General features: G+C 70.5%; 14 protein-coding genes. 9 read left to right on the forward strand and 5 right to left on the reverse strand.

The window, feature by feature from the left end; genetic code table 11:
- Both M8J74_RS24685 and M8J74_RS24690 read left to right on the forward strand, forming a co-directional pair.
- A partial coding sequence (locus tag M8J74_RS24685; RefSeq protein WP_249838548.1) for a helix-turn-helix transcriptional regulator occupies nt 1–1,628 on the forward strand: 1,628 nt, incomplete at its 5' end.
- A 210-nt stretch (nt 1,629–1,838) separates the two neighbouring features.
- A complete protein-coding gene (locus M8J74_RS24690) occupies nt 1,839–2,630 on the forward strand; it encodes a S1 family peptidase (protein WP_058922273.1) in 792 nt (263 codons plus the stop codon).
- 94 nt (nt 2,631–2,724) lie between these two features.
- Here M8J74_RS24690 and dmpI read toward each other — a convergent pair whose 3' ends face one another.
- The 3 genes from dmpI to M8J74_RS24705 all read right to left on the reverse strand — a co-directional run bounded on the left by dmpI (nt 2,725) and on the right by M8J74_RS24705 (nt 5,061).
- Nucleotides 2,725–2,907: a 4-oxalocrotonate tautomerase DmpI gene (gene dmpI, locus M8J74_RS24695; RefSeq protein ID WP_058922274.1), complete on the reverse strand. Its 183-nt coding sequence runs from the start codon at nt 2,905–2,907 to the stop codon at nt 2,725–2,727.
- Nucleotides 2,908–3,000: 93 nt separating this feature from the next.
- A complete protein-coding gene (locus M8J74_RS24700; protein WP_249838549.1) occupies nt 3,001–3,867 on the reverse strand; it encodes a LysR family transcriptional regulator in 867 nt (288 codons plus the stop codon).
- Nucleotides 3,868–3,921: 54 nt separating this feature from the next.
- Nucleotides 3,922–5,061 carry a winged helix DNA-binding domain-containing protein gene (locus tag M8J74_RS24705; RefSeq protein WP_249838550.1) on the reverse strand — a complete coding sequence of 380 codons (1,140 nt, stop codon included), beginning with the start codon at nt 5,059–5,061 and terminating at the stop codon, nt 3,922–3,924.
- Between the two features lie 144 nt (nt 5,062–5,205).
- On the opposite strand from M8J74_RS24705, the gene M8J74_RS24710 reads away from it, so the two are divergent.
- The 5 genes from M8J74_RS24710 (at nt 5,206) to M8J74_RS24730 (ending at nt 16,113) form a co-directional block, all read left to right on the forward strand.
- A complete protein-coding gene (locus M8J74_RS24710) occupies nt 5,206–6,366 on the forward strand; it encodes a magnesium and cobalt transport protein CorA (protein WP_249838551.1) in 1,161 nt (386 codons plus the stop codon).
- Nucleotides 6,367–6,801: 435 nt separating this feature from the next.
- Complete coding sequence (locus M8J74_RS24715) at nt 6,802–7,623, forward strand: hypothetical protein (RefSeq protein ID WP_249838552.1); 822 nt, start codon at nt 6,802–6,804, stop codon at nt 7,621–7,623.
- The gene (locus tag M8J74_RS24720) at nt 7,620–9,686 is read left to right on the forward strand and encodes a CHAT domain-containing protein (protein ID WP_249838553.1); all 2,067 of its coding nucleotides are present in this window, start codon (nt 7,620–7,622) and stop codon (nt 9,684–9,686) included. Before M8J74_RS24715 ends, M8J74_RS24720 begins: the two co-directional genes overlap by 4 nt.
- The gene (locus M8J74_RS24725) at nt 9,683–14,788 is read left to right on the forward strand and encodes a tetratricopeptide repeat protein (RefSeq protein WP_249838554.1); all 5,106 of its coding nucleotides are present in this window, start codon (nt 9,683–9,685) and stop codon (nt 14,786–14,788) included. Before M8J74_RS24720 ends, M8J74_RS24725 begins: the two co-directional genes overlap by 4 nt.
- Nucleotides 14,785–16,113, forward strand: a complete 1,329-nt coding sequence (locus M8J74_RS24730; protein ID WP_249838555.1) for a hypothetical protein — start codon at nt 14,785–14,787, stop codon at nt 16,111–16,113. Before M8J74_RS24725 ends, M8J74_RS24730 begins: the two co-directional genes overlap by 4 nt.
- 84 nt (nt 16,114–16,197) lie before the next feature.
- Here the strand turns inward: M8J74_RS24730 and M8J74_RS24735 are convergent, their stop codons facing one another.
- Together M8J74_RS24735 and M8J74_RS24740 are read right to left on the reverse strand one after the other, a co-directional pair.
- On the reverse strand, nt 16,198–17,136 hold the full coding sequence (locus tag M8J74_RS24735; protein ID WP_249838556.1) for an MIP/aquaporin family protein: 939 nt from the start codon (nt 17,134–17,136) through the stop codon (nt 16,198–16,200).
- A 187-nt stretch (nt 17,137–17,323) separates the two neighbouring features.
- Entirely contained in the window at nt 17,324–18,121 is a 798-nt protein-coding gene (locus tag M8J74_RS24740; protein ID WP_249838557.1) for a YqjF family protein, read from the reverse strand.
- Between the two features lie 174 nt (nt 18,122–18,295).
- Here M8J74_RS24740 and M8J74_RS24745 point away from each other — a divergent pair, with 174 nt between their 5' ends.
- Nucleotides 18,296–19,045, forward strand: a complete 750-nt coding sequence (locus M8J74_RS24745; RefSeq protein ID WP_249838558.1) for a YwiC-like family protein — start codon at nt 18,296–18,298, stop codon at nt 19,043–19,045.
- A gap of 95 nt (nt 19,046–19,140) precedes the next feature.
- Nucleotides 19,141–19,581, forward strand: a complete 441-nt coding sequence (locus tag M8J74_RS24750; RefSeq protein WP_249838559.1) for an SRPBCC family protein — start codon at nt 19,141–19,143, stop codon at nt 19,579–19,581.
- Nucleotides 19,582–19,590: the final 9 nt, after the last annotated feature.

Below are 19,590 nucleotides of genomic sequence, written 5' to 3' on the forward strand. Positions count from 1 at the left end.
ACCGCGGCGCCCCGTCGGCGGCCGCCTCGCTGGGACTGCTCGCCGCCCTGCACACCCCGGCCGACGACGGGCCGGCACCGGACCGGCGCCGGCTGCAGGCCGCCGAGGACGCGATCACCGCGGGCGAGGTGGACCTCGCCCGGGACATCGCCCGCGAGGTGCTGACCCGGGCCACCTCGCCCGAGGACCGGGTGCGGGCCTGGATGGTGGTCATCGAGGCGGCCGGGCAGGCGCTCGGCGAGGTCGACACCGTCTACCCGCAGGTGCTCGCCGACGCCGGCGACGACCCCCGGCTGCTCGCCCTGGTCCACTACCAGCTGGCCTGGCGGGGCCTGGTCGTCGAGGGCGACTTCGCCAAGGGCCGCGAGGAGGCCGCGCACGCGGCGGAGCTGGCGGCCCGGGCCGGCGACCGGCGCACCGAGCTCCTCGCGCTGTCCTTCCAGGCGCAGACCGAGGCCCTGATGGGCCACCCGGCCGCCCCCGAGACCATCAAGCGTGCCCTGATGGAGCCGCAGGACCCGCAGGTGACCTGCCATCACAACGGCGCCGGCATGGCCCGCTACCGCTGGCTGATCATGAGCGACGAGCTGCCCGACGCCCGGGCCACCGTCAGCGGGCTGCTGCGCGAGGTGCGCCGGCGCGGAATGGTCGAGAGCGAGGTGCACTTCGTGCGTCTGCTCGCCGACACCGAACTGCGCTCCGGCAACTGCGGGCGGGCCCTCGACCTGGCCCGCGAGAGCATGCGGCTGGCCCGCGACTCCGGGATCGGCGAGATGCCCTCCGCCGTGCTCGCCTCCCTCGCGGAGGCCGCCGGCGGGGACGTGCAGCGGGCGCTGGAGCTGGGCCGGGAGGCGGTGGAACTCGCCGAGCAGGCCGGGGACCAGATGTACATCTCGCGGGGTCTGACCGCGCTCGGCCAGGCCCAGCTGGTGGCGGGCGACGCGGAGGGGGCGGTGGCCTCCCTGCGTCGGGTGCGGGAGTTGGAGAACGGATTCGGCATCACCGATCCGGCCCGCGGCCGCTGGCACGGGGACCTCGCCGAGGCCCTCGTGCGCATCGGGGAGCTCGACGAGGCACAGCGGGTCGTCGACGAGACCCGCGCGCACGCGCTGCGGCTGGGCCGGGAGAGCATGCTCGCCGTGCTGGACCGGGCCGAGGCGCTGGTGCGCGCCGCGCGCGGCGACCAGGAGGCCGCCGTCGCCCAGCTGACGTCGGCTCAGGACCGGCTGGCCCGGCTGGGCTACGGCCTGGAGGAGGCCCGCGCCGCGTTCGCGCTCGCCGGACTGCACCGGGGCCGGCCCGGCCCGACGTCGTACGACGAGGCGGCCCGGCTCTTCCGCCGCTGCCGGGCGCTGCCGTGGCTGCGCCAGGCCGAGGCGGCGGCGGTCGCGGGGCGGGTGGAACCGAATCCCCCCGCTGCCGCGTCAGAGGGCCTGGAGGGCCTCGCCTCGATGGAGCGTCAGGTCGCCGCGCTCGTCATGGAGGGCGCGACCAACCGCGAGATCGCCGCGCGTCTGTTCATCAGCGTCAAGACGGTCGAGGCGACCCTCACCAGGGTCTACCGCAAGCTCGGCATCCGCTCCCGGGTGGATATCGTCCGACTGGCGGCGGGGCGCCGTACGAAGTGAGGTTCGCCCGGCTTTACTGAGCGGCGACCGAGGGTTTTCCCTGCCCAACTCCCGCTAGGGGGTTCCCTCATTGGGACGAGGGTGCGCCGGGTCCTAGTTTTTGGGACGTGCCGCTCGCCCGGGCATACGGGGGTCGGTCCCGCGACCCCCGTGCAGCACCCCCCACAGCACCCGCGCGAACCCCACCGGCAACCCCCACTGAGGAGACTCATGTTCGGGATCGACCGCGCAAGAAAGACCGCCGCCGTGGTGGCGGCGGCCGCTGCGGCCGCAACGACGGCACTGATCAGCGCCCCCACCGCTGTCGCCGCCCCCCAGCCCATCGTCGGCGGTACCACGACCACGACGACCGCCTATCCGTTCATGATGCAGATCACGGACGCCTCGCAGAACCAGTTCTGCGGCGGCACCCTGGTGTCCGCGACCAAGGTGGTCACCGCGGCGCACTGCATGGTCGGCGAGACCACCAGCAGCGTCCGCGTCGTCGGCGGCCGCACCTACCTGAGCGGCACCAACGGCACGGTCAGCCGGGTCAGCAAGATCTGGATCAACCCGTCCTACACGGACGCCACCAACGGCGACGACGTCGCCGTCCTCACGCTTTCGACGTCGATGCCGTACACCACGGCGAAGTACGTCTCCTCCTCCGACACCTCGGTGTACGCGGCCGGCACCACCGCCCGGATCCTCGGCTGGGGCACCACGTCGGAGAACGGCAGCTCCTCCAACCAGCTGCGGACCGCGACCGTCCCGATCGTGTCCGACTCCAGTTGCAAGAGCTCCTACGGTTCGGACTTCGTGCAGTCCGACATGGTTTGCGCCGGATACACCTCCGGCGGCACAGACACCTGCCAGGGCGACAGCGGCGGTCCCCTGCTCATCGGGGGCGTCCTGGCAGGGATCACTTCTTGGGGCAACGGCTGCGCCGAGGCGGGTTACCCGGGTGTCTACACCCGGCTGACCACCTTCTCCAGCCTGGTGACGGCGCAGGTGAACTCCTAGCCCCGGAAGATTTCCTGAGCATCCCTCAGGGAGAGACCAGGGGGCGTTGCGAGCTACCACGAGCAGCTCGCAGCGCCCCCTATCCATGGGCGCGCTACTTGTCCGCGGTGAGCGTGCCCGCGGCGCCCCAGCTGTCCGCCGGGACCTCGTGGATCCAGACCTGCACGGTCTCCGGCGGGATCCGGTAGGCGTCGACGAAGGCGTCGGTGACGCGCCGCACGAGCTCCCGCTTGAGCTCGGGGTCGCGCGGGCCCTGCTGGACGGTGACGATCGGCATGACTGAACTCCCTTGATGTGCGTGTTCCTTCGGGTGGGTTCAGTCCATCGCGCCGGGCCTTCGCGACCAAGGGCCAGAAGGCGACCGCAGCGATCAGCTCTCGTGATCGCCGCAGGCCAGGAGCAGGGTGTCCAGGTGCGGGACGGGCGAGGAGACGGGCACGGCCAGGCCCGTCGACAGGGCCAGGCCCGGGGCGCGGAACGGGACGAAGGCCACCCGCGGGCTGTGCAGCACGCGCGCGTGGGAGGCGTAGACGACCGTCCAGCCGGGGCGGCTGCCGATGGTGGCGAGGGTGTCCTGCAGGGAGCCGTTCGCCGGGCCGGGCAGCGGCTGGAAGCCGGCCTCGTGGCAGGCGCCGACGACCAGGTCGACCAGGGCGGGGTTGTTGCGCCGCTCGGTCAGGCTCAGCGGCAGCTCGGCGAGTTCCCCGAGGTCGATCTCCGCCCGGCCGGCGAGCGGATGGGAGGCGGGCAGGGCGGCCACCAGGGGGTCGGGCCACAGCGGCAGCACGCGGACGCCGGGGACGGGGTCGACGGACCGTACGAACGCGGCGTGCAGCTGCCCTCCGGCGACCCGGGCCAGTCGCTCGGCGGCCGGGAGCGAGAACAGCTCCACCGGTACCTGCGGCGCACGGCGGGCGAACGCCGCGAGCACCCGGTCCAGGTGGGCGCCCATGCCCGTACTGGTTCCGATCCTGAGCCCGGGAGGCGGGGCGACGGCCGCGCGGGCCCGGTCCGCGGCGGCCAGCACCTCCCGCGCCCTGGGCAGCAGCCGCTCCCCCGCCGCCGTCAGCCGCACCCGGCGCGGAGTGCGGTCGAACAGCTCGGCGCCCAGCTCCCGCTCCAGACGCTGTATCTGCATGCTCACCGCGGACTGCACGATGTGCAGCCGCTCGGCCGCCCGCCCGAAGTGCAGCTCCTCGGCGACGGTGACGAAGTAGGTGAGCTGCCGCAGTTCCATGGCCCGACTCTAGAGGGGACGCCGGGGGCCTTGTTCCCCTGAGCGGACGGAGGGCTACCGGATCACCGTGCCGAAGCGGATGTCGTACGGCGTCCCCGGGTGCAGGGTCGCCGACATCCGCGCGGCCTCGTCGGCCAGGTCCGCCCGCTGGGTCCTGGTGAGCCGGCCGAAGGGCTCGATCACGAGGGCGTCCCGCTCCGGCTTCCACACCCCGGCGAGGAAGCCGTCGACGAGGAAGGTGCGGTGCGCCGTGTTGCCGGTCCAGCTGCGGCCCCGGTACTCGGGCGGTACGACGCGGGTGCGGTCGGCGTGCGAGAGGAGCAGGTTGTCGAACTCGGGCAGGAACCGGGGCGGGGCCGGGGTGTCGGGGTCGGGGCGCGGGGCGTCGGGCAGGTCGAAGAGCTCGGTGCCGGCGGCGTCGCGGAAGGTGAGCAGCTCGGGGCGGAGCCGTTCGAAGGCGTCCCGCAGGCGGGTCAGACCGGCCCAGGTCTGCATGTCCTTGACGGAGGCGGGGCCGAAGGCGGCGAGGTAGCGCCGGACCACGGCGTCGGGCGCGGGCGCCTGCCCGGCGGGGCGGCCCAGCCAGTGCTCCGCGGTGGTGAGGGCGACCTGCCCGCTGCTGCCCCACAGGCCCCGCGGGGTGACCTGGACGAGGGGCAGAGCGCAGCGGGCGGCGACGCCGAGGGCCTGCGGGTCGGCCTCGGGCCACTCGGCGGCCAGCGCCTCGCGCAGCTCCCTCATGGTGCGGGGCTCGGCCTCGACGAGGTCGCGGGCCAGCGCGGCCAGGCGGCCGAGGTCCACGCCCACGAGGCCCTTGCGGAACTGGGTGAGTTCGCGGTCACGGGCGGGCTGCACCAGAGGGCGCAGGGTGAGGCAGTCGTCGGCGGTGTGGGTGTGGATGGTCGAGCGCATCGTGACGATGCGGACGATCTCGCGGGCGGCCATCGGCTCCGAGAGGTGCTCGGGGGCGAAGCCGTCGAGGCGGCCGGCGAGCGCGTAGTAGGGCGGTTTCACGTTCTGCGCCTGGAGCCCCAGGAGATGGCCGACGGCGGCCGCCACGGTCAGCGGGGCCCGGCACAGGAGCAGCTGCCGGGCCAGGGTCGCCCGGTTCAGGGCGCGGGGACCGAGCACGGGGGCATCGGCGGCGCTCGCCCTCGGGGCGCGCCGGGTGCGGGCGGGAGTCGTCCTGGTCATGTCGGGCACGCTAGTCCGGCTTGCGGACAGGATCTGTCCGCGACTCTCACCGAATCCGGCGGGCTTCCGCCACCCCGGCGTCGTTTGCCCCGTATATCCTGCCCAGGATCACGCAGCCGCAGGTTCGACCCGGGAGGCAGCCGCATGTCCGAGCGACGCGCCCGTCCGGCCCCCAGAAACTCCGTGAAGTCCGTCTTGCGCCGCGCCCTGACGACTCCGCAGCCCCCGCCCGCCGAGACCGCGCCCCCCTCGCCCGCGTCCGCGGCCCCGGAGACGGCCGAGGTCGCCAGCGTCGTCCAGGCGGCCCTGTACCGCGACGGCGTCCGCGTCTCCTCGCCGGCCACCCTCGCCGAAACGTTCCGGGAGCTGCGCGAGGCGCGGTCCGGGATGGCCTGGATCGGCCTGGCCCGCCCCACCGAGAGCGAACTGCTCTCCCTGGCGGCCGAGTTCGATCTCCATCCGCTGTCCGTCGAGGACGCGATGGAGGCCCACCAGCGGCCGAAACTGGAGCGCTACGGCGACACGCTGTTCGTCGTGCTGCGGGCGGCCCGCTATCTGGACGCCCCCGAGGAGGTCGACTTCGGCGAGCTGCACGTCTTCGTCGGCCCCGACTTCGTGATCACGGTGCGGCACGGCGCGGCCCCCGACCTGTCCGCGGTGCGCCACCGTATGGAGCAGTCGCCGGAGCTGCTGCGACTCGGACCGGAAGCGGTCCTGTACGCCATACTCGACGCGGTGGTCGACGGGTACGTCCCGGTCGTCGCCGGTGTGCAGAACGACATCGACGAGATCGAGACCGAGGTCTTCCGCGGCGATCCCGAGGTCTCCCGCCGGATCTACGAACTCTCCCGCGAGATGGTCGAGTTCCAGCGCGCCACCCGTCCCCTGGTGGGCATGCTGCACGGTCTGATGGCGGGCTTCGCCAAGTACGAGACCGACGAGGAGCTCCAGCGCTATCTGCGGGACGTCGCCGACCACGTCACCCATACGAGCGAGCGGGTCGACGGTTTCCGGCAGGCCCTCACCGAGATCCTCACCGTCAACGCGACCTTGGTGACCCAGCAGCAGAACGCGGAGATGCGGGCGCTGGCGGAGGCGGGGTTCGAGCAGAACGAGGAGATCAAGCGCATCTCCTCGTGGGCGGCGATCCTCTTCGCGCCCACCCTCGTCGGCACCATCTACGGCATGAACTTCCGCCACATGCCCGAGCTGAGCTGGAGCTTCGGATATCCCTTCGCCATCGGGCTGATGGGGGTCATCTGCGGCGGCCTGTACGTGATCTTCAAGCGCCGGGACTGGCTCTGAGCAACCAGGCGCACGAGCACGCAGTGCCCTGGCTCGCACCATCCCGCAAGCGGGTCGCAGCCCCTACCGAGCCGCTATGGACTGCCCGCATGGGGGCGGGGGAAGCCACCGGTCAGGCCGCTGCACGCCAGGCCTGGACAGCATGCCTGGACAGGCGTCGGCGCAGCACGCCCCTTGCCACCGACGTTGGGCACGAAGTGACTCAGAAGTTCAAGTTGACCGTCGCATTCCTGCCGAACGACGTTGGCCGCCGCATTGAGGCGGTCGCTGTGTCCGAGACAGTACCGCCGCGGTGATTCCCAGTTACCGCGGCCGAGTCGCCGCGCACTTCGCCAAGTCACCGGCCACGGACAGCGGAGTTGCCGGAAGGGTCACCCAGCGACTACTCACCGCTGTACGCTGCGCGAAGAGCACGGGCATAACGCGGGGGACGACATGAAGGACTCATACAGCCTGTACCGTCGGGCCGTCAACGACGTGTGGAAGGGCTGGTGGGTGACCTGGCCCCTATCCAGGCGCGTCGAGCTGGGCCAGGTGCTGGAGAACGCGGACGGTGGGGTTCGTCCCGCCGGCGTTCTCTCCGACCGCGGCGTCCCCTTCACCGCCCGCCCCGGCACACCCCACAACAACTACACCTACGACACACAGGGCTCAGCGTCCGTCAAGTTCAAGGCGGCCGGCGTCGCCGCCGACGGATTCAAAGCGCTCGCAGTCGCCGACTTCGGCGCACAGGTCACCTTCGACAAGGGCGACGCCGCCCTCGTCGTCTACCGCGGGCTGACCGAGAGCGGTGTCTCCGACGTACGGAGTCTGGCCGCCGCTCTGGTGCGCCGCGGCTGGGACGACTGGGACGGCACCCTCCTTGCAGTGACGGACGTGGTATCCGCCGATTGCGGCACCGTTCTTACGGCCGCGGAGGCAGGAGCCGTCGTCGAACTACGCCTTCAGGCCGGCGCGGGCCAGGCCCAGTTGGGCCTGGCCGACCTGGCGAGCCGGGCCAGCATCACCGGGCGCCGCCGTATCGGCCTGGAATGGCTCGGCACCGACAGCACTCCCTTCTTCCGGGTCGTCCGCCTCCGCAAGAACTGGTTCGGCAAAGTCACCAAGGACTACGGCCCCCGCCAGCCAGGCCGGGGCGCTGCCCCCGTGCCCGTACCGCCGGTGCTGCTGGAGGAAGCACAGGACGACCCGCAGGTCGTGCTCGAGACGGTGCCGGTGGACGAGCAGCCCGCCGAAGGGTTGACGGAGCCGGCATGACGGGCGGCAGGGTGAAGGCCCCCGTAGAGGTGGAACTACAGCTTGTCGCCGGCACCGAGGACGAGCCAGGGCACACCATACGGCTGTCGGTGGACGGCGGCCCTGTGACGACGGCTCCGCTGGGGGATCTGGGCAGGGTCGAGGAACTCACGAAGGTCTTCGACCGGGGCGTGGGCGAGAACGACCGCGAGCAGGCAGGCGAGCGGCTGTTCTCCGCACTCCTCGACGGGGACCTCGGGACCGTATGGACAGAACTACGCTCCCGCGCGACACCGCGCCGGCCATTGCGTATCCGCATGGATATCGAGGCACCGGAGCTGCGTCCGTTGCCCTGGGAGTTGCTCCGCCATCAGGGCCAATGGCTCTGGCGCAGGCCGGAACTGCGCTGGAGACGCGGCGTCGCCGATGATTCTCCAATCGCCGAAGTCCGGGAACTCGGCCCCCTGCGGGCTCTCCTCGTCGTATGTAATCCTCCCCACGACGACCGGCTCCTGGCCGAGCAGGAGCTCGCCACGATCTCCGGCGCCCTAGAGCATCCGGGCCGCACCCACCTGGAGGTGCTCGACGCGCCCCGCGACGCGACCGAACTCGCCGAACGTATCGACAGGTTGCGTCCGCACATCGTGCACTTCATCGGCCACGGCATGCCACGCCCCGGGGCAGGCAGTCCCGTGCTCGTCTTCGTGCCGGCACACGAGGGGGCGGCCGACTGGGAGCTGACCGCGGAGGCGATCGCCGACCTCACCCACTGGCATCCGCTGCTAGTAGTTCTCAACGCCTGCCACTCGGGCAAGGCTGATCCCGCCGACTGGATAGGCGGCATGGCGCACGCTTTCCTAGATGCGGGCACGAAGGCCGTCATCTCGATGCAGGACGACATGGACTCGGACGCGGCCGTGGCTTTCTCCGCGAAGTTCTACGAGGAGCTGGGGCACGCGCGCCCGTTGGACGACGCTGTGGCCGCCGCCCGCTCCCACCTCGCCAGACACCAGGCGAACAGCGGATCGTGGTCTCTTCCGGTGCTCCTCACCCGGTGCGCCCCTGATCTGGTGCTGCCCATCGACTCCTCGCTCCCGCCGAACAGTTCGGTCGACGACATCCGCCGCTGCAGGCAGTACGTCGAACTCAAACGGTTCGTAGGACGCTCCGAGGAGCGGCGGCTGGCCTGGTGGGCGCTGGATGATCCCGCCCTCACGCCGAGCCGCGCAGATCGTCCCGTGCTGGTGATCGGCGGTCACTCCCAGACCAACAGCGCGAAAACCGGCAAGACGTGGCTCACCAATTGGTGCCTCGTCACATGGTTCTTGCGCGGGCACCACGTCGTCTCGGTCAACCTCAAGGCGCCCCTCGTCGCCCCGGCGGACGTACCCACGGCAGGCAGCCGCGTCCGACACAAAGACTGGCTCTCGGCACTACGGCTGATCCGCCAGGAGGCGACATCCCCCGAGCAGTTGTGCCAGCTGCCTGAGACCGCCTTCGGCAAATTCAACGCCGTACTCAACCACCTGGCAGGCGCCTCCGCTCTGCCGGGCGCCGAGCTGGAGCCCGCGGAAGACGCGTGGCTGCCGTTCAACGACGAGATAGGCGACCCTTACGACAAACGCAAGGCTATTGTCGTGGACGCGTTTGTCCACGCGCTACGGACCGCCACTGCGGGGCAGCCTCTCGTCCTGGCTCTCGACCATGCCGAGAGCGTCATGCCCGGAGCCTTCACGGAGATCCTGTACAAGTTGATGGTGCGACCGATCGCCTACGGCCACGCCGCCCCGCTGCGACTCATCATCGTCGCCCCCGACACATGGCTGAGCGATGTCCTGCCCGACAGCGACTCGCACATGCTGGGGAGGGTGAGCGTCGGCGACTTTGACAGCGCCCAGTTCATGCGACTCTCCCGGGCGTACGCGCGTCGCCTCGGCGTTCCACTCGACGAACGGATGGAGCAGGCGCTGGAGGGCATCAGCCGGCTCATGGCCCCGCACTTCGGCGTCGAGACCTTCGAGCACCTTACTCAGGTCCTGCCGCAGTGGCGGACGGCCAGAGCGCAACAGGGGGTCCTGCGATGACGGACGCCCTTGCGGAGATCACTCGCCGCCTCGCCTCCGGTGAGAGCCTCGAGGCCATCGCCCGCTCCCAGCGGCCGCCTCACTGGGCGCCTGCGCTGCGTGTCTGTGCCGTGGCCCGCACATTCGACGCCACCCTGTACGAGGCCGTGCTCGGTCCCACGGCGGCCGAACACGGAGACGGTGACGCACCAGGCCTGGTCGAACTGCTCCATGAGCGTGCGATCCAACCGGCGGGTGGCCTCCATCGGACGTACACACTCTCGGAGCAGGACCGCACCTCCTACTTTCTCGACTGGATCGGTACCGGCACCGGCACTCAGGCCGCGCCCGCTGCACTCCTCAGTCTCGAACGCAGGATCGCCGACCAGCGACTCGCTGAAGGAGACCACGCCGAAGCAGTACGGCACCTGCTGCTGCCTTCTGCCGAGGATGCGCTCGCCCTCTTCCACGACCAGTTCACCGCGGCTGACCGGCGACGCGACTTCGCTGCCTGCCAAGACCTCGTCGACGCGCTCGGCGACCCCGACCGCCTCCCCTACCTCCCTCCCGACATCTCCGAACTCGCCTTGGACCGAGCCGGATACGTGCGCGCGCGCGACCACTGGGCCGCCGACTTCGCCCGCTCAGCGCAGTTCCTCAAGCCCACCGAGCTCCTTCTTGACGCAGAGCAGTTACTCGCTGGAGAACAGCAGGTGTGGCAGCTGTACGCACCGGGAGGCGCGGGCAAGACGATGCAGTTGCGATGGCTCGTATCCCGGTACTGCGTACCGGCACCGCGCGACGTGCCTTGTGCCCGGATCGACTTCGATGTGGTCAACCCAAACGCGGTCGGACGGCATCCCTGGCTCCTGCTGCTGGAGATGGCCGATCAGTTCGGCCGCCGGCTGTCCGGTCGTCCCTTCGAGTCCCTGACCGCCGGCTACGGCGTCCACCGCGTCCTGCTCGACCGCATGCCCTCCAATCCGAGCAGCGAAGCCGCCGCGACTATCGACAGCCTCGACACATACGCGATCGAGGCGGAGCTCGTTGCCGGCTTCGCGAACCGGCTGAACCTCGCCGTCGCCGGTCGCCCGGCCGTCCTGGTCATCGACACGCTCGAGGAACTCCTGCTCCACGGCCAGGCAGAAGCGGAACGCCTGCTGCGCATGTTCTCCGCCCTCTTGGATCTCTGCCCAGGGCTCCGACTCATCCTCGCCGGCCGCTACAACCTGCGCACCCGGCTCCCCAAGGGGCTCAGAAGCTTGCGGAAGCACCAGGTCAAGCACATGAAGGTGCGCCCGTTCACCATGAGCCAGGCGCGCACCTACCTTACGGACGTGCGAGGCATCAGGAACCCCCAGTTGGTCCGCACCGCTGTGCGAAAGGCGCGCGGTCTGCCCTTCGCATTGGCCCTGCTCGCCGACCTCGTCGAACACGACCCGTACATCACCGCGGCGGAGCTCGAGGCGTGCGACGAGCCGCTCGTCCGCTACCTCATCGACCGGGTGGTCCGCCGGATCGACGATCCCGCGGTGCGCTGGCTGCTGCGCTACGGCGTGATCCCGCGCCGCCTGCGCAAGGAGGACGTGTTCACCGTCATGCGCCCCTGGCTGGCCAGAGGCATCACCGACACGTCCGAGGCAGACGACCCGCGCAAGGACAACCACCATCTGCGGGGCAGCGAAGACGTCTTCCCGTTCGCCGCAGCCGAACCCACCGACGATGACCTGGAACGCTCCTGGCAACGGCTTCTCGACTACGCGGGCAGTTCTTCCTGGGTGTCACGACAGCCTGGTGACGACAGCACCGTCGTATTCCATGCGAACGTGCTGGCACCGATGCGCCTACTGATTTCCGGCCACCAAGTGTACGGCGAGCTGCACCACGCGTTCGTCGCGCACTTCGAGGGATTGGCCGAGGCACGCCCTGAGCAATGGGTCGTCTGCACCAAGGAAGCGACGTATCACCGTTTCCAAGCTGGGGATCCCGCGGCGGAAGAGGTGTGGAGCGAGGCTCTCCTCAAAGCGGGCACGACGGAGCCGCCCGACAAGGCGCGAGAACTCGCCGAGGAAGTCCTCGGCGAGGAATACCTGGAGAGGGGACGACCCCGCATCCGCGCGGACGGGGAGCCGCTCATCAAACTGACGGCGGTCATGGGCGCTCATCTGGCCGTCGCAGGGACGGTCGCGCACCGCTATCTCAACTCCCCCGTGGTCAACCCCTCGGACCCGGCCCTGAATGAGGTCGAACGCCGCCTGGCGCTCGTCGACCAATTGCAGCAGGGATCTACCTCACCCAGACACCGCGAGACGGCGCTCCACCTTCGCGCCATCGCCCTGTTCGGCCGCGGCAGACTCGATGAGGCTGCCGAACTGGTCCAGTCGGCCCTAGAGACCGAGCTCACCGACTGGACCCGGGAGAAGCTGCAGATCATTCTCTCGCGGGTGCAGGACCAGTTGAGCGACCCGGACGCCGAATCCACCTATCGCAGTGCCATGGAGACGGCACGGACACGGGGTGACGAGCAGAACGAGGCGCTCATCTCGTTGGAACTCGCCCAGAGCCTCGAGGACCGCGGCCGCGTCGACGAGGCCATCAACCTCCGTACCCAGGTGCCACAGACTGCCTCCAGGCACAGCGGCACGCAGGCTCCGTCGGTCTACAACAGGGCCTTGCTGTCACTGGCCGGCGCACATCTCCTGGCCTTCGACGTCACCAAGAGCTTGGACGCCCTGCGAAAACTCGACCGCAAAGGCCCAGAGACGGCCTCGGCGCCGGAGCGCATCGAAGCCCGCCAACGTGAAGCACAAGCTTACGCGATGCTCGGCCGCTCTCGTCTCGCCCTCGCGGCGCTGGACCAGGCCGACCGGATCGCCCAATCGGACATCCACGACTCGACCCGGTACCGGTACCTGGCCGACATCGCCATGCGGCGCGGCCTCCTCTCAGGCGAGGTTCTGTCCGTGGACAGCGCGGAGCGGTCGTTCGCCCGGGCCACCGCCCTGTGGAGCGATCTCGGCTACCAGGACGGCCATCCGGAGTGTCTGCTCCTGTACGCGCGTTTCCTCACCTACCACCTCGGCGACCTCCGCCGGGCCGCGCAGGCCCTCCAGCACCTGCAGGAGGTGGATACAGCAGGGGAACACACTGTCGCGGCGGCGTTGCTGTGGCACGACCTGGCTTTTCGGACCTTCGACGTCCCGGATCCCTCGTTGCTCAGCATTCCGTTGAGGTCGCGAAAGGACCTGCTCGACGGGGGCGTCGCCGCCGTGCTCGCCGCCCCGGGCCGAGCCAGCGCTTTGGCAGAGGCGTTGGCCGACGTGCAACCGCCGGAGGCACGCCTGGCAGCCCTCGACGGGCTGTCCCGATGCGGCGCTCCTGAAGGTGATCCGCTTCCCGAACTCGAGCTGCTCCGGCCGCTCTTCTCCCCCCTTGCCGACGCGGGACCCGCCACGGTCGACCGGTATGTGCGGCTGACCCGGCTGGCGGAGTTCGAGCGGGTGTCGGGGCGGCACACGGAAGCGACCCGCCTCATGACGCAGGCACACGGGGGACTATGCGAGGCTGCCGAAGGCTCCGAACCGATGGCCAAGTGGCGCTGGGCACAGGCCCAAATCCGATTCAACGGGGTCCCGGAACGCCGGCTCAGCCGCTCGCTCTGCACTGTCGCCGCATCGGAGTCGCCGCTCATGCGGGCGACCGCGCTGTGGCTGCTGGCCCTCACCGAGAAGGGCACCGAACAGAAACGCGCACTGCTGCACGACGCCTCAGAACAGCTGGGACTCGTTCAGCAGCCCTCCCTCTGGAACCAGTTCGTCCTGCGGTCGATCGCCATGGCCAACGACGACGAGGCGACCCTTCAGATCGCGACACGCATGTCTGCCACTCTCGGCTACCGGCAGGAGGGGGAACGCCCGAGCGTCCCGTCCTCGTTCGGTGACACAGCATCGGAGCACGAAGACGTGTACCGCGTGGACACCTCGTTCCGCGTGACAAGCGCCCCCCTACCCACCGCCTACGCTCTGTCCGCCAACTGGCGCGATCTCACATCCGCCAACTCCGGTTCTCTGCGCCGCCAGCGCCGGGGGATCCCGCCGCTTCAGGCGATGCGGCTACAGGTCGACGACATCCTGGCGCATGCGTTCCCGTGGGAACTTGCCTTCATCGAACACCGTCTTCCGCCGTACCGCACTCTTCCCGAGGCCGCCGAGACCGCCGACGTCCGCGCAGTCCAGGCAGCTTTGAATGCGCAAACGAAGACCAAACTGGTCATCGACGGCCGATGGGGCCACCTTACTCACGCGGCTTTGACGGGATTCGTTGTCGGGGTAATCGCCGCCCTGCCAGCCGCCGTCCTGTCGGCCGGGGCGGTTCCGGCGGCGGCGACGGAGCTCGTCCGAAGGTCGCGCGAGCGGGCCAGGGCCCGATCCCGCCCACAGGCGCTCGTCCTCGCCTGCGACCCAACCTACGACAACCAATCGTATGCTGCCTCCGTATCGGCTCCGACGTCACGTGCGGTGCTCGGCGCGTATCACGCCCACGGCTTCGCAACGCATGAGGCCCGCTCACTTCGCGTTCTGCCGAAGCTGCAGGACCCACCGGCCGTCATCCACATCAGCGCCCCGCTGCGCCTGGCTGGCGGCATCAACCCGTGCTTCGACCTGTCGGCGGCCGAGCTGAGTCACAGCGAGCGGCTGAACCGGACCGCTACGGGTGGCGACCTCGAGCCGGAACAGCTCGTTGCATGGCTCAAGCAGTTCGAACCCGGCACACAGCCCCTGGTCGTTCTCGACCCGCCGCGGCCCGGTTCACCGGCCGACATTCCCCTCCAGCTGGTGCTGCGCAATCTATTCGCAGCGAACCTGTTCTCCTCGGGACACGCTCCTTCCGTTCTGGGCATCGGCCTGTTGCGCGGCACGCGCAAACCACAGACCGACCTTCTGGCACGGGCCCTGCGGGCGGACATCCCGCTACTGCGCCTCCTCGCGGATCTGCGCGGGCACACCGACCCTGCCGTCCTCACCGCCAACTGGGGAGAGGACAACCTCGAACGGCTCTGCGTCTCCTTGTTTGCCAGCCCGGCCACGCTCCGCGTCTCCGAGGCGGAGGCCACGCACCCGTGACAGACGGACCGGACATCCAGCCCCTTGCCCTCGACGCGGGCTTTCGCACCCGACGTGAAGCCGAGGTGCGCCACCTCCTTACGGGACTTGAGCAGGAGCTCACGGACTGGAAGGAAGCCGCCACGGCGCGAGGCCCACTCGAGAAGCACCAGTCACAGATCGAGAGCGCGGTGCGAGTCGTCGCAACCGCGCTCGAACAGCTAAGAAGCCTGCCCGCAGCCGAGCGTCTAGATAGGGCGCCGGAGCTCGTCCTCGACCTGCACCACCTGTGGGACTTCTTCCGCACCAAGCTGACGGTCCGACACATACCGCAGTACAAGCAGTTTTTGGATGCGGCAGACGAGTTGGCATGGGCGATCTACGAACCCGTACGACAGGCCGCAACCGACCCCTCATCGCCCCTCAGGGAACCGCCGCTCACCTTCCTCGCCCGCCACCCGGTACCCTTCGCCACCGCCCGCGGCAGCGACTTCGAGGACCTGCTGCCCTCGGGAGCACAACGCACCCTGACCGGACGCAGAGCCAGCCGCCATCTGCCCTTCCCCCTCATCGGCATCCCCTGGTCCGCGAGCCATCACCTTCCCTCCTTACTCGCCGCCGCCCACGAAACCGGTCACCACATCGAGGACGACCTGGATCTGGCCGAACCGCTGCTGACCCGCTTGCGGGAACGCACGGGCCTTCCAGCGGAACGTGTCTCGGTGTGGGAACCCTGGCTCGGTGAAGTCTTCGCTGACGTGTGCGCAACGCTCGCCTGCGGGGAGGCGTACGCGCGGACACTGGCCGACGCGCTTGCCACCACCAGGGACGTCGCCAGCGTCAGCGCCTATCCCCCGCCCCGACTGCGGCTTCAGGTGTGCAGCGCCACGCTTGCAGAACAGGCCACCGTCTCACGATCCGAGGATCACGGCAGCACCGAGCCAACGGCCGTGGTGCACGCCCTGATCCACGATGGTTTCCCGGAGCTCGGCGGCGCCACACTCGCCTCCCTGGTCGCACTGCGCCACCCTGATCAGCTCCAACAGGCGAGCCTAAGACTCCGAAACGGACTGCGATCAGGGCGCAGAGATGTGCCAGGAGTGCTGGCGGCAGCAGCCCTAACCTTCCTCGATGCCCCGGACGCCTACGACGACCACGCAATCGGCACCCGCGCCCTCCAGGAGGTTCTGTCCCTGGTCCCCCGCGGGGCGCGGGCCGGATCCGTCGCGGAGAATCTGCTAGCTCTGCGGGACTCCGCCGCCGGACGTCAACTGTTTGACCTGCTCCACCGAGACGCTGCACCACAACAGCTCGTCGCCCGGAGCAGCAGGATTGGACACCACTGAGCGGGTGGTCCCAGGGTGCGAGAGCCCGACGGTCCGGGTGCCGGGCTCGGCGGGCCCGGCACCCGGAGCGCGTGTCTCACCGGTCTACTCCTCCACCACCGGACGCGTCCGGCCCGGCTCGGGCAGTTCGCCCATCTTGTCGCGCACGTTCAGGACGTCCCCGATGAACAGGTCGTAGACCAGCACACCGATGACGCCGCCGATCAGCGGCCCGACGATCGGGATCCACCAGTAGGCGCTGAAGGCACCCGACAAGGAACCTGGCAGAGCCAGCTCCTTCCATCCCGCGATCCAGGTGAACAGGCGGGGACCGAAGTCACGGGCCGGGTTGATGGCGTACCCCGCGTTCGCGCCGAAGGACATGCCGATGGCGGCCACCACGAAGCCGATCAGCAGCGGTCCGAGGTTCGCCTGCACCGCCGTGTTGCGCATGTCGATCAGGGCGACGACCAGCATCACCAGGAAGGCGGTACCGACGATCTGGTCGATCAGTGGCCCCCAGATCCCGCCGTGGAAGTACGGCGCCGGGAACGTGCCGAAGATCGAGAACGAGGCCAGTGTGTGGCCGTTGGTCTTCGGGCCCTTCATGGCGCCGTCGAAGGCGCCGATCGCGTTGTGGTAGACGCCGTAGACCAGCGCCGCCCCGGTGAAGGCCCCGACGAGCTGGGACCCCCAGTAGGGCAGGACCTTGGCCCAGGCGAACTTGCGGCGCACCGCGAAGGCCAGGGTCACGGCGGGGTTGAGGTGGGCGCCGCTGACGCCGCCGGCGACGTAGATGCCGAAGACGACCGCCATGGCCCAGCCCCAGGTGATGAGGAGCCAGTCCCCCACCCCGACGAAGATCGTGGTGGGTCCCGAGGTTCGGCCGGATCCGGGCAGTGCCGCGACCGCCATGGCGACCACACCGCATCCGAAGGAGATGAGGACGAACGTCCCGAGGAACTCCGATAGGCATTCGCCCAGGAGACCCCCGCGACTTCTGAGCCTGGAGGGTTTCACCAGGGGAGGGATTTCCACAGCCATGTCGGCCCCCTTGGAGATTGGTTCCGGTCAGCACCACCATCGTCCGCCGGAGCCTCGCCCACCGCCAGGCAGAGTGCACCAATTCGTACACAAGGCCGTATCCCGGGGGTAATGGATACCGGCACTGTCCAAGGCCTGGCCGGCGGACGCGGGGCCGTCGGCCGCCCGAATTCTCGGGGCGGCAGGCCTAGGGTGTGGGGATGCCCGCGGGGCGGGAGAGGCGGCCGAAGCGGGCCGGGACGCCCGGGGAGTACAGGACGCTCACCGGCTCGCCCACCGGCGCGGGAAGGCCGGCGGCGGCCACCAGGTCCTCCTCGCACTCGAGCAGCTCGGCCCGGTGCAGGGGCCAGCGGGGGTGGGCGTTGCGCAGGTACGTCGGCCGGCCGAAGAACGCCGCGTGCATGCCCCAGCGGGCGGTCAGGAAGTGCTCCAGCTCCGTCGGCCGGGCGATGCGCTCGCCCACCCGTACGGTGATCCGGCTGTGCGCGCCGCGCGGGCCGGGCAGACGGCGGGAGCTGGTGTAGGTGACGGTGTCGCCGTCCGGGCCCACCGTCCTCTCCACGGCCATGCGGGACCACAGGTACGGCATCCGGAAGCCGAGCCGGCCCACGGCCACCGGGATCAGCCGGGAGGCGTCGAGCGAGCGGAACACCACCCCGCGCCGCCCGTGCCGGTCCACCGAGTACAGCCGCACGTTGGTCTCCGGGAAGGTGCCCAGGTAGGGGACGCCGGGCAGGTGCAGCCAGCCCACGCGGTGCATCCGGAACGCGACCAGGCCGACGTAGGTGACGCCGTCCAGGGTGTCGGGGACCGTGCCCGGCGGCAGGAGTCCGGCGACGTCGGCCGGGTCGGCGGCCCAGTGCAGGAAGGTCAGGTCGAGCCAGGACTGGGTGAGCAGGGGACGCGGTATCTCGCCCGGCGCGTCCGCGGTGACGGGTTCCGGCGGGACGGGGCCCGGTGACCGGGGCTCTCGGACGGACGGCATCGCGCCAGTATGCCCGGGCGCACCGGAGGCCTCTCCGGGCCCCCCGTCGTGTCCGGACGGGGGCGAGAAGGACCTTGGTCCCGGCGGAAGGGGACCAACGCACCCGGGTGCCGCGGCCGCCCGGTGACAGGCTGAGGGAGCCACGTCCGTACGGCCGGGAAGGGGATGGACAGCATGGCTTCTCGTGCCGTACGGCGCTGGCTTCCGCAGCAGCACGGCGCCTGGGCGATGCTGGTGGCGCCGTTCCTCGCGGGCATGCTGATCGCCACGCCGACGCCCTGGGACGCCGTCCTGCTGCCCGCCTGGCTGCTCGGCTACCTCGCCGCGTACCACCTCCAGCAGTGGCTGCGGCTCGACCGCCTCTCGCGCAATCCGAAAGCTGCCGCACGGCACGTCCGCCCCGCCCTGACCTTCGCCGCCGCCCTGCTGCCGCTCGCTCTGGCGCTCGTCGTGCACGCGCCCTGGCTGCTGCTCGCCGCGGCCTGCGCGCTGCCGTTCCTGGCCGTCAACTGCTGGTACGCCCGGCACAACCGGGAGCGGGCCCTTCTCAACGGACTGGCCGCCGTGGTGCCGGCCTGCGGGATGCTCCCGGTGGCCGTGCTGCTCGGGGGCGGCACGGTCGGGCAGGCATGGCGGCCGGCCCTGGTCTGCCTGCTCTACTTCGCCGGCACGGTGTTCCACGTCAAGACCATGATCCGCGAGCGCGACAGCCGCACGTACCTGCGGGCCTCGCGGGCGTACCACGCGGGGGCGCTGGTCGTGGCGTGCTTCCTGTCCCCCTGGGTCGCCGCCTTCTTCGCGCTCTGCCTGCTGCGGACCCTGGTCGTGCCGGCGCTGGGCCGGGTGCCGGTGCCGGTGGTCGGAGCGATCGAGGTCGCCCTGTCGCTGCTGCTGGTGGGGGTGCTCGTGCCGGTGTACGGCTGAGCCTCCGCGACTCCTCGTGACCCGCGCGCTGGGCCAAGTGCGTGACGCGCCCACCAAGTGCGCTGTGAGCAGCCGGGATTCCCTACGATCGGCACGTGGTCAACTTCCTGCTCGAACGCACGGCGCCGCTCTCCCCGCCCGAGGCCTGGCGCCGCCTCACCGACTGGCCCCGGCACGGCGAGGTGGTCCCGCTGACCCGGGTCTCGGTGCTCACGCCGGCACCGACGGGCGAGGGCACGGTCTTCGTGGCCCGCTCCGGAATCGGCCCGCTCGCCTTCGACGACCGGATGGAGGTCACCGTGTGGCGCCCGCCGACCGACGAGGAGCCGGGCATCTGCCGCCTGGTGAAGCGCGGCCGGGTGGTGCGGGGCTGGGCGGAGATCGAGGTGTGGCCGGGGCCGGGCGGGCGGGCCCGGGTGGTGTGGCGGGAGGAACTGGCGGTCCGGTTCCTGCCGGGCCTCTTCGACCCGCTGCTGGAACAGTCGGCCCGGCTGATGTTCGGGCGGGCGGCGAACCGGCTCCTGCGGATGCGGTGACGGCCGCGC

Origin of the sequence: Streptomyces panaciradicis, assembly GCF_023516615.1 — a bacterium.
GTDB lineage: Bacteria > Actinomycetota > Actinomycetes > Streptomycetales > Streptomycetaceae > Streptomyces > Streptomyces panaciradicis.

Coding starts and splice junctions, on each gene's coding strand:
- M8J74_RS24690 (WP_058922273.1), top strand. CDS start 1,839: ATGTTCGGGATCGACCGCGCAAGAAAGACCGCCGCCGTGGTGGCGGCG.
- dmpI (WP_058922274.1), bottom strand. CDS start 2,907: ATGCCGATCGTCACCGTCCAGCAGGGCCCGCGCGACCCCGAGCTCAAG.
- M8J74_RS24700 (WP_249838549.1), bottom strand. CDS start 3,867: ATGGAACTGCGGCAGCTCACCTACTTCGTCACCGTCGCCGAGGAGCTG.
- M8J74_RS24705 (WP_249838550.1), bottom strand. CDS start 5,061: ATGACCAGGACGACTCCCGCCCGCACCCGGCGCGCCCCGAGGGCGAGC.
- M8J74_RS24710 (WP_249838551.1), top strand. CDS start 5,206: ATGTCCGAGCGACGCGCCCGTCCGGCCCCCAGAAACTCCGTGAAGTCC.
- M8J74_RS24715 (WP_249838552.1), top strand. CDS start 6,802: ATGAAGGACTCATACAGCCTGTACCGTCGGGCCGTCAACGACGTGTGG.
- M8J74_RS24720 (WP_249838553.1), top strand. CDS start 7,620: ATGACGGGCGGCAGGGTGAAGGCCCCCGTAGAGGTGGAACTACAGCTT.
- M8J74_RS24725 (WP_249838554.1), top strand. CDS start 9,683: ATGACGGACGCCCTTGCGGAGATCACTCGCCGCCTCGCCTCCGGTGAG.
- M8J74_RS24735 (WP_249838556.1), bottom strand. CDS start 17,136: ATGGCTGTGGAAATCCCTCCCCTGGTGAAACCCTCCAGGCTCAGAAGT.
- M8J74_RS24740 (WP_249838557.1), bottom strand. CDS start 18,121: ATGCCGTCCGTCCGAGAGCCCCGGTCACCGGGCCCCGTCCCGCCGGAA.
- M8J74_RS24745 (WP_249838558.1), top strand. CDS start 18,296: ATGGCTTCTCGTGCCGTACGGCGCTGGCTTCCGCAGCAGCACGGCGCC.